Here is an 8,485-nt window from a genome sequence, read left to right as displayed (position 1 = left end):
ACGCATGCGTTGTCGAAACACTAAAACCCAGCTGGCAAAGTTCTGTACTTTTCGTTGCATTATTGTGCACATTTGTATTGCAAAATACAGTTCTTTATGATCATCATCTCGATCTCGTTCCTCGCCTTCGCGGCATTCGGCTTCTCAAAGCTCGAGTTCGCGGGGAAACGGTTACTCTTCAACCTCGTCTTAGCCGGGCTCATGTTGCCGGTCGCGTCGCTCATCGTCCCGCTCTTCTTCACGTTGCGCAACCTTGACGGCTTGAACAGCTACTGGGGATTGATCGGCGCCGAGGTGGCGTTCTTCCTCCCGTTCGGTCTGATGCTCATCAAGAGCTACTTCGACGAGCTGCCGAACGAGTTGATGGAAGCAGCCCATATCGACGGGGCGACGACGTTCCAAATCTTCTATAAGATCATGATGCCGCTCGCCAAGCCGGCACTTGCGACGGCGACGATTTATGCGTTCCTCAACTCGTGGAACGAGTATTTGATGGTCCTCACGTTCATGACGGACCCGGCCTATCAGACGGTGACGATGGCCCCGACGTTCTTCACGGAAGCGCTCGGTGGTGATCCAGGTAAACTGTACGCCTCGCTCGTGTTGATCAGCTTGCCGACGATGGTGTTCTATATCTTCTTCCAACGCTTCTTACAGAAAGGCATGACTTCGGGAGCGGTCAAATAATCGATTGAGGTGAATCAAATGTATGTAGGTGTAGATTATTACCCAGAACAGACGGACCGCGCCCTGTGGGACGAGGACGTCCGCTTGATGAAAGAGCTCGGTGTCAACGTGATCCGCATGGCGGAGTTCGCGTGGACAATGATGGAGCCGTCCGACGGCGAGTTCGACTTCTCGTTTTGGGACGAGGTCGTCGACACGTTCGGCAAAGACTTCGACGTCATCCTCGGCACGCCGACGGCGACGCCACCGGCCTGGTTGATCGAGAAATATCCGGACATCTTGCCGGTGACGGCGGACGGGGTCCGCATCAGTTTCGGCGCCCGCCGCCACTATACGGTCAACAGTCCAGTATACCGCGAGTATTGCGAGCGTATCACGCGCAAGATGGCGGAACGTTACGGGAAGCATCCGGCCGTCATCGGCTGGCAGACCGACAACGAGTACGGCCACGAGAAATCGGACCGCTCGTACGGCGACGTCGACCAAGTCGCGTTCCAAGCCTGGCTACAAGACCGCTATGAGACGCTCGACGCGTTGAACGCGGCCTGGGGGACCGTCTTCTGGAGCCATACATACTCGGCATGGAGTCAGATTCCGGTCCCTCGTACCGTGTTCCAAGAGCACAACCCGTCGCTCCTCGTCGACTTCGACCGCTTCTGCTCGGACGCGTACCGTTCGTTCAACAAGCTCCAAGTCGACACGCTCCGTCCGCTCATCCATGACGATGCGTTCATCACACATAACCTTGTCTATAGCGACATGGCGATCAACCAGCAACAGATGGCCCAAGACCTCGATTACGTCTCGTTCGACAACTATCCTGTCTGGGGCGGGTTGCCGGAGCCGAACCGATTCGAGAAGACGGCACACGACCATGACTTGTGTCGCTCGTCAAAACAAGGCAAAGGCTTCTGGGTGATGGAGCAGCTCAGTGGTGCGCAAGGTTGGAGCCGGATCGGCTACTTGCCGCGACCGGGCCATATCCGCCTGTGGACGCATCAAGCCGTCGCGCGCGGCGCCGAAGCCATCGTCTATTTCCGCTTCCGGGCCGCTCATTTTGGGACCGAGGAGTTCTGCCACGGCATCATCGATCACGACGGCAAGCCGAAACGGAAGTTCGATGAAGTGCAAGGCGTCATGAAAGAGCTCTCGACGCATGGCGATATGATCAACGCGGCTGAATATAAGGCCGACGTCGCCGTCTACTTCGACCAAGAGAACCTATGGGCGTGGACGCATCAGCCGCACTCGGACGCGTTCAACTTCAAGCAAGAGTTCGTCCGCTTTTACGGGGCGGCCGTCCGCCAAGGTGTCAACACGGATATCGTCTTCCCAGGCGACGCACTCGACCGCTATAAACTCGTCGTCGTGCCGCTCTATTTCCTCGGAAATGACACGTTCGATGCGTCACTCATCGACTATATCGAGAACGGCGGCCACATCATCTTCACGTACCGGACGGGCGTCAAAGACCCAATCAACCGCTGTCACTTCGATACGCTCCCAGGCAAGTTCGCGAAATACGCCGGCATCGAGATCGATGAGTACGAGAGCTTACAAGCGGTCCAGTCGAACCAAGTCAGACTCGGTGACTATGTGTCCGAGGCGAACATCTGGTGCGATTTGATCACGCCGAAGGATGCCGACGTGCTCGCGACGTATGAGCAGGCGTTCTACAAAGGGACGGCCGCCGTCACACGCCACACGTACAAGGGCGACGTGACGTATATCGGCTCATCGGTCGACGATGCGATGCTCGATGTGATTTACAACGAGGCGCTCACACGCGCCGGTATCGATGCCAACCGCCTCCCGGACGATGTCGAGAAAGTCGACCGCCACGGCGATGGATACGTCATTCGCTTCTACATGAACCATTCGACGGACGTGACGTCGACGGTCGACGTGTTAGGCGACTGGCAAACGCTCGAGGGGGAAGCAGTATCAGGCAAGCTCGAGCTCAATCCGCTCGATGTTGTCATCTTGAAGCAGGAGGTGGAGGCATGATTTACCGCTTCAAAAACCGCTTCGTGATTGAAGGGACAAACCTCGCCTACGTGTTCGACGTCGACGCCCGCGGACGACTCGTCCATCAATATCTCGGTGGCCGGCTCCTTGAGTCGGATTATGCCGAGTTGCCGGACGCACGCATTTTGCATTCGTCATTTGAGACACCAGAAGGCGTCGCCGCGTACGAATTCGCCTCGTTCGGTGACCTCGTCTATACGGAACCGACGTTGAAGAGCCGCACCGAAAGTGAACGGCTACATGCCTTCACGTTCCGGGATGCCCGCATCGATGGCGACACGCTCGAAATCGACTTGGTCGATTCGATCCAACAGTTGACCGTGACGCTCCACTTCAAGGTGTATGCAGCGTACGACATCATCGAACGCAAGATGACGATTCAGACAGGCGAGACGGTGACGCTCGAGAGCGCACAGTCGTTCAGCCTCGGCTTGACGGAACGCAAGCTTCGCCTCAGTCATTTCAGTGGGGCGTGGACGAGCGAGTTCCAGCTCCAGCAAGGCGAGTTGCTACCAGGCAAGAAGACGATCGAGAGCCGCCGCGGTTTGACGAGCCACCAAAGCAATCCGTGGTTCGCCCTCGACCAGTCGGCGACGAAAGAAAACGGTGAGGTCATTTACGGCTTCCTCGGTCACTCTGGCAACTGGGCGATTCATTTCGAGCGCGATCAGTTCGGCTTCACGCAAGTGACGGGCGGACTCAACCCGTTCGACTTCGCGAAGAGACTTGAAGCGGGCGAGTCGTTCACGACACCGACCGGCTATATCGGTTACACGCAACAGGGATTCGGCGGCATGAGCCGGAACGCGCACGATTTCGAGCGCCACGTCATCATGCCGGAACGGACGCGCGAGACGCTCCGACCTGTCTTGTATAACTCATGGGAGGCGACGTATTTCGATGTCAGCGAGGACGGCCAGAAACGGCTCGTCGATGAGGCAGCCGCGATCGGCTGCGAGCTGTTCGTCGTCGACGACGGCTGGTTCGGCGAACGGAACTCGGACGCGGCTGGTCTCGGGGATTGGCACGTCAACACGACGAAATTCCCGAACGGGCTCGAGCCGCTCATCCGTTACGTCGAGGACAAAGGCCTCCAGTTCGGCCTCTGGGTCGAACCGGAGATGGTTAACCCCGATTCCGATTTATACCGGGCGCATCCCGATTGGATTTATCAGACGGACGGACGCCCGTCGACGACTTCGCGCAACCAGTTCGTGTTGAACTTGGCGCTCCCGGAAGTCGAGGCGCACGTGACCGGTCTATTGGACGAACTGCTGTCGAAGCATGCGATCCGCTATATCAAGTGGGACATGAACCGCGCCTTCTCGGAACCGGATAGTCCGCAGTTACGCGACGCGAAAGAGCTGTGGCTCCGCCACACGGAAGCCGTCTATCGCATTCTCGACACGCTCCGGGCAAAACATCCGGACGTCGCTTTCGAGTCATGCGCTGGCGGTGGGGGACGGATCGACCTCGGTGTGCTCACGCGCGTCGAACAAGTCTGGACGAGCGACAATACCGATGCGCTCGACCGGCTCGAGATCCAGGAAGGCTTCTCGTACGCCTATAACGCCAAGATGATGAGCTGCTGGGTGACGGACGCACCGAACTGGTTGAACGGCCGCTCGCTCCCGCTCAGGTTTAGGTTCGTCAGCGCGATGCAGGGCACGCTCGGCATCGGCGGCAACCTGCTCGAATGGAGCAAGGACGAGCTTGTTGAGGCGGCACAATGGATCAAGACATACAAGTCGATCCGCCCGCTCGTCCAGCACGGTACGAGCTATCGCCTTGCCTCGCTCAAGACGGACGGGGTGCATGCGATGGGTTACACGGACGGTGAGGACTATGTCGTCCTCGTCAACGCCGACCGCCGTCATTACGGCAAGAATCGATTGCGCGTCAAACTCGCCGGGCTCGACCCGGAGCGCGTCTACGTCTACGACGACCGACGCGTGAGCGGACGCTATTTGATGGAACAAGGCCTCACACTCACACAACAACAGGACTATGACGCGTATTGCCTGGTCATCCGCCCGGCATGAGCAAAGAAAGGGATGGAGTCGTATGCTTTCATTTGATTCAACACACCTGAACGAACAGTTCGAGACCGTGTTCTCGGCAAGCCCCGAGCGAAGCTTCTTCGCACCGGGCCGCATCAACTTGATCGGCGAACACACCGATTACAACGGAGGCCACGTCTTTCCATGTGCCATCACGTTCGGCACGTACGGGCTCGTCCGGAAGCGTGAGGATGAACTAATCCGCGTCTACTCGCTCAACTTCGAGGACGTCGGTGTCGTTATGTTCCCGGTGACGGACGGAACGTATGACGCGCAGCATGACTGGGCGAACTACGTCAAAGGCGTCGTCGCGCTCCTGCGCGCGGACGGGCACGCGGTCGGAGGATTCGATTTCCTCCTCGCCGGCAATATCCCGAACGGCGCCGGCTTGTCGTCATCGGCCTCGCTCGAACTCGTGACGGCGCTCATGATCAATGAGGTGTACGGACTCGGTCTCGAACGGATTGACCTCGTCCATCTCGGACAGCGCGTCGAGAACGACTTCATCGGCGTCAACAGTGGCATCATGGACCAGTTCGCGATTGGCATGGGAAAAGCGGACCACGCCATCCTGCTCGACTGCGACACGCTCCATCACGATTATGCGCCGATCAAACTCGACGGCTATGATATTTTGATTATGAACACGAACAAACGCCGCGAACTGGCCGACTCGAAATATAACGAACGCCGCACCGAATGCGATACGGCGCTCGGCCTATTGCGGCAGCACTTCGACGTCGCCTCGCTCGGTCAACTGGCGGTCGAGACGTTCGAGACGGTGGCGGACGATCTCCCGGAGACGCTCCGCAAGCGGGCACGTCACGCCATCTCGGAGAACGAGCGGACGAAGCTCGCCTTCACCGCGCTCGAAGACGGACGACTCGATGCGTTCGGTCAACTGATGAACGACTCGCACGCGTCACTAAAATCTGACTACGAAGTGACGGGCCGCGAGCTCGACACGCTCGTCGCCGCGACGCAAAGTTGTGACGGCGTCATCGGCAGCCGGATGACAGGCGCCGGCTTCGGTGGTTGCGCCATCGCCATCGTCGACAAGACGGCTACGGAAGCGGTCATGCAGACCGTGTCGACCGTGTATGAAGCAGAGATCGGCTATGCGCCGACATTTTATATCGCGTCCGTCGGGGACGGCGCGCGTGAACTCGTAGAGGAGGAAGTGAAATGAGTGTACTCGTCGTCGGAGGGGCCGGTTACATCGGCTCCCATGCAGTCCGCGCCTTGCTTGCGCGCGGGGAAGACGTCATCGTGATCGACAACCTTCAGACCGGCCATATCGAGTCGGTGCCGAAACAAGTCCGTTTCTATGACGGGGATATCCGCGATCGTGCTTTCATGGATCGGACGTTCGCGAACGAATCGATCACCGAGGTGCTCCATTTCGCCGCCAACTCGCTCGTCGGTGAGTCGATGGATGAGCCGTTGAAGTATTACGACAACAACGTCTTCGGGACACAAGTGTTGCTCGAGACGATGCGCAAACACGGCGTGACGCGGATCGTCTTCTCCTCGACGGCCGCGACATACGGCGACCAGGACGAGATGCCAATCCGCGAGACGGCCGTGACGAACCCGACGAACACGTACGGGGCGACGAAGCTCGCGATGGAGACGATGATGAAATGGTGTGACCGCGCCTTCGGTATCCGTTTCGTCGCGCTCCGTTACTTCAACGTCGCCGGCGCCGACCCGACCGGTGAAATCGGTGAGGACCATATGCCGGAGACACATCTGATCCCCCTCGTGCTTGAAGTGGCGAACGGGAAGCGTGACGCGATCACCGTGTTCGGTGACGACTACCCGACCGCGGACGGCACATGCATCCGTGATTACATCCACGTCCAAGACCTCGTCGACGCCCACGTACGCGCGCTCGATTACTTGAAAAAGGGTGGCGCGAGCGACGTGTTCAATCTCGGAACGGAGACGGGGCTATCGGTGCTCGAAATCATCGAGGCGGCCCGTCGGGTGACGGGACATGCCATCCCGGTGCAGATGGGCGTCCGTCGTGCCGGCGACCCGGCGATGCTGATCGCGTCACCGGACAAGGCGAAGCAAGTGATCGGCTGGGTGCCGGAACGGTCGACGGTCGATGTCATTTTGGCCGACGCCTGGAACTGGCACAAGCATCATCCGGAAGGCTATAAACATGTCGAAGGGGTGAGACGATGATCGAATCTACGATTGAAGCGCTCGTCGAGGCAGCGATTCGGGAGGAACTAATCACGGAACAAGACCGCATCTATGCGCGGAACCGTGTCCTCGCCCGAATCAACCAGCTTGATTTCACGAAACCGACGTTCGTTCCGCATGACTCGATTCCGAATCTGCTCGAGGCGTTGACGGAGCATGCGGTCGACCGTGGGCTCGTCGACGACTTGCTTGAAGAGAAGGACCGATTCATGGCCGAGGTCATGGACGTGTTCGTCTCAAAACCGTCCGAGGTGACGCGCACGTTCAACGCGCTTCGAACTGCCGATGTTGAAGTGGCGACAACTTTCTTCTATAAGATGAGTCAGGCGTCGAACTATATCCAGACGAAACGGATCGCCAACAACATCACGTACAAGGCGCCGACGCGCTACGGCACGCTCGACATCACGATCAACCTATCGAAGCCGGAGAAGGACCCGCGCGAGATCGCCCGGGCCCGCCTGCAACCGGCACCGGAGACGAACTATCCGAAAGGGTTGCTCGCGATTGAAAACGAGGGTTACGGCGGCCACTTGAAACATCCGGCCCGGGCCAACCACCGCATCATCCCGCTCACGCTCGGGGGACAGGCGTGGTCGTTCCAATACTCGCCGTACCTCTACTACAACGAGCACTCGATTTTATTGTCGAATGAAGTGCGCGACATGGTCATCGACCGGGGCGCCTTCGAACGACTGCTCGACTTCGTGTCGCAGTTCCCGCATTACTTCGCCGGGTCGAACGCGGACTTGCCGATCGTCGGCGGGTCGATTTTGACGCACGACCATTACCAGGCCGGCCGCTACCGGTTTGCGATGGACGACGCCAAAGTCGTCTCGACGTATCGCTCGGACCGTTACGACCAAGTCGAAATCGAGACGCTCTATTGGCCGCTCTCGGTCGTCCGGCTCCGCTCCCGCCAGAAAGAGCAACTCGTCATGTTGGCGAATCAGTTGCTCGGTCTCTGGCGCGAGTATGCCGACGGTGATATCGTCCCGTATTCGGGTGAGACCCGTCACAATACGGTGACACCGATCGCGCGCCGCCGCGACGGACGCTATGAATTAGACCTCGTCCTCCGCAACAACCGGACGAGCGATGAGCATCCGGACGGCATCTTCCATCCGCACGCCGACGTCCATCACATCAAGCGCGAGAATATCGGTTTGATCGAAGTGATGGGGCTCGCCGTATTGCCAGCCCGCCTGAAGGCCGAACTCGAACAAGTCGTCCGTTATGTGGCCGGTGAAGACGTCGAAGTGGCGGACATGCACCGCGCGTGGGCGGACGAGTTGAAGACGAAGTCAGGCGACGCGAAGACGATTGTCGACCAGGCCGTCATCGACAAGTTCGTCAAAGGGCTCGAGGACGCGGGCGTGTTCAAACAGACGCCGGAAGGACAGGAACGTTTCACCGCGTTTATGGCTTCGTTTCTCAGCCACGTCGATAAAGTGGAGTACGGAGCGACGACTACGGGAATGAACAGGTAAACTAGT

General features: G+C 58.7%; 6 protein-coding genes. All 6 read left to right on the top strand.

Features of this window, described 5'->3' with window-relative positions:
- Positions 1 to 96 precede the first annotated feature (96 nt).
- The 6 genes from KNP72_RS04025 to KNP72_RS04000 are packed head-to-tail and all read left to right on the top strand — an operon-like array spanning position 97 to position 8,479.
- Positions 97 to 687 carry a carbohydrate ABC transporter permease gene (locus tag KNP72_RS04025; protein ID WP_251128835.1) on the top strand — a complete coding sequence of 197 codons (591 nt, stop codon included), beginning with the start codon at positions 97 to 99 and terminating at the stop codon, positions 685 to 687.
- 18 nt (positions 688 to 705) lie between these two features.
- Positions 706 to 2,694 carry a beta-galactosidase gene (locus tag KNP72_RS04020; RefSeq protein WP_214832279.1) on the top strand — a complete coding sequence of 663 codons (1,989 nt, stop codon included), beginning with the start codon at positions 706 to 708 and terminating at the stop codon, positions 2,692 to 2,694.
- Positions 2,691 to 4,757, top strand: coding sequence for an alpha-galactosidase (locus KNP72_RS04015; RefSeq protein ID WP_214832250.1), 2,067 nt, complete (start codon positions 2,691 to 2,693; stop codon positions 4,755 to 4,757). The genes KNP72_RS04020 and KNP72_RS04015 overlap by 4 nt, the downstream gene beginning before the upstream one ends.
- A 22-nt stretch (positions 4,758 to 4,779) precedes the next feature.
- Positions 4,780 to 5,964, top strand: coding sequence for a galactokinase (locus KNP72_RS04010; RefSeq protein ID WP_214832249.1), 1,185 nt, complete (start codon positions 4,780 to 4,782; stop codon positions 5,962 to 5,964).
- Positions 5,961 to 6,968, top strand: coding sequence for a UDP-glucose 4-epimerase GalE (gene galE, locus KNP72_RS04005; RefSeq protein ID WP_214832247.1), 1,008 nt, complete (start codon positions 5,961 to 5,963; stop codon positions 6,966 to 6,968). Before KNP72_RS04010 ends, galE begins: the two co-directional genes overlap by 4 nt.
- Complete coding sequence (locus KNP72_RS04000; RefSeq protein ID WP_214832245.1) at positions 6,965 to 8,479, top strand: UDP-glucose--hexose-1-phosphate uridylyltransferase; 1,515 nt, start codon at positions 6,965 to 6,967, stop codon at positions 8,477 to 8,479. The genes galE and KNP72_RS04000 overlap by 4 nt, the downstream gene beginning before the upstream one ends.
- Positions 8,480 to 8,485 lie beyond the last annotated feature (6 nt).

This window comes from Exiguobacterium sp. s152 (assembly GCF_018618335.1).
Taxonomy (GTDB): domain Bacteria; phylum Bacillota; class Bacilli; order Exiguobacteriales; family Exiguobacteriaceae; genus Exiguobacterium; species Exiguobacterium chiriqhucha.
Note: the sequence above shows the minus strand (reverse complement) of the source record. Positions and strands in the feature narration are given on the sequence as shown.

What these genes read in the sequence shown, in the direction of transcription:
- KNP72_RS04015 (WP_214832250.1), top strand. Translation starts at nt 2,691, where the DNA reads ATGATTTACCGCTTCAAAAACCGCTTCGTGATTGAAGGGACAAACCTC.
- KNP72_RS04025 (WP_251128835.1), top strand. Translation starts at nt 97, where the DNA reads ATGATCATCATCTCGATCTCGTTCCTCGCCTTCGCGGCATTCGGCTTC.
- galE (WP_214832247.1), top strand. Translation starts at nt 5,961, where the DNA reads ATGAGTGTACTCGTCGTCGGAGGGGCCGGTTACATCGGCTCCCATGCA.
- KNP72_RS04010 (WP_214832249.1), top strand. Translation starts at nt 4,780, where the DNA reads ATGCTTTCATTTGATTCAACACACCTGAACGAACAGTTCGAGACCGTG.
- KNP72_RS04000 (WP_214832245.1), top strand. Translation starts at nt 6,965, where the DNA reads ATGATCGAATCTACGATTGAAGCGCTCGTCGAGGCAGCGATTCGGGAG.
- KNP72_RS04020 (WP_214832279.1), top strand. Translation starts at nt 706, where the DNA reads ATGTATGTAGGTGTAGATTATTACCCAGAACAGACGGACCGCGCCCTG.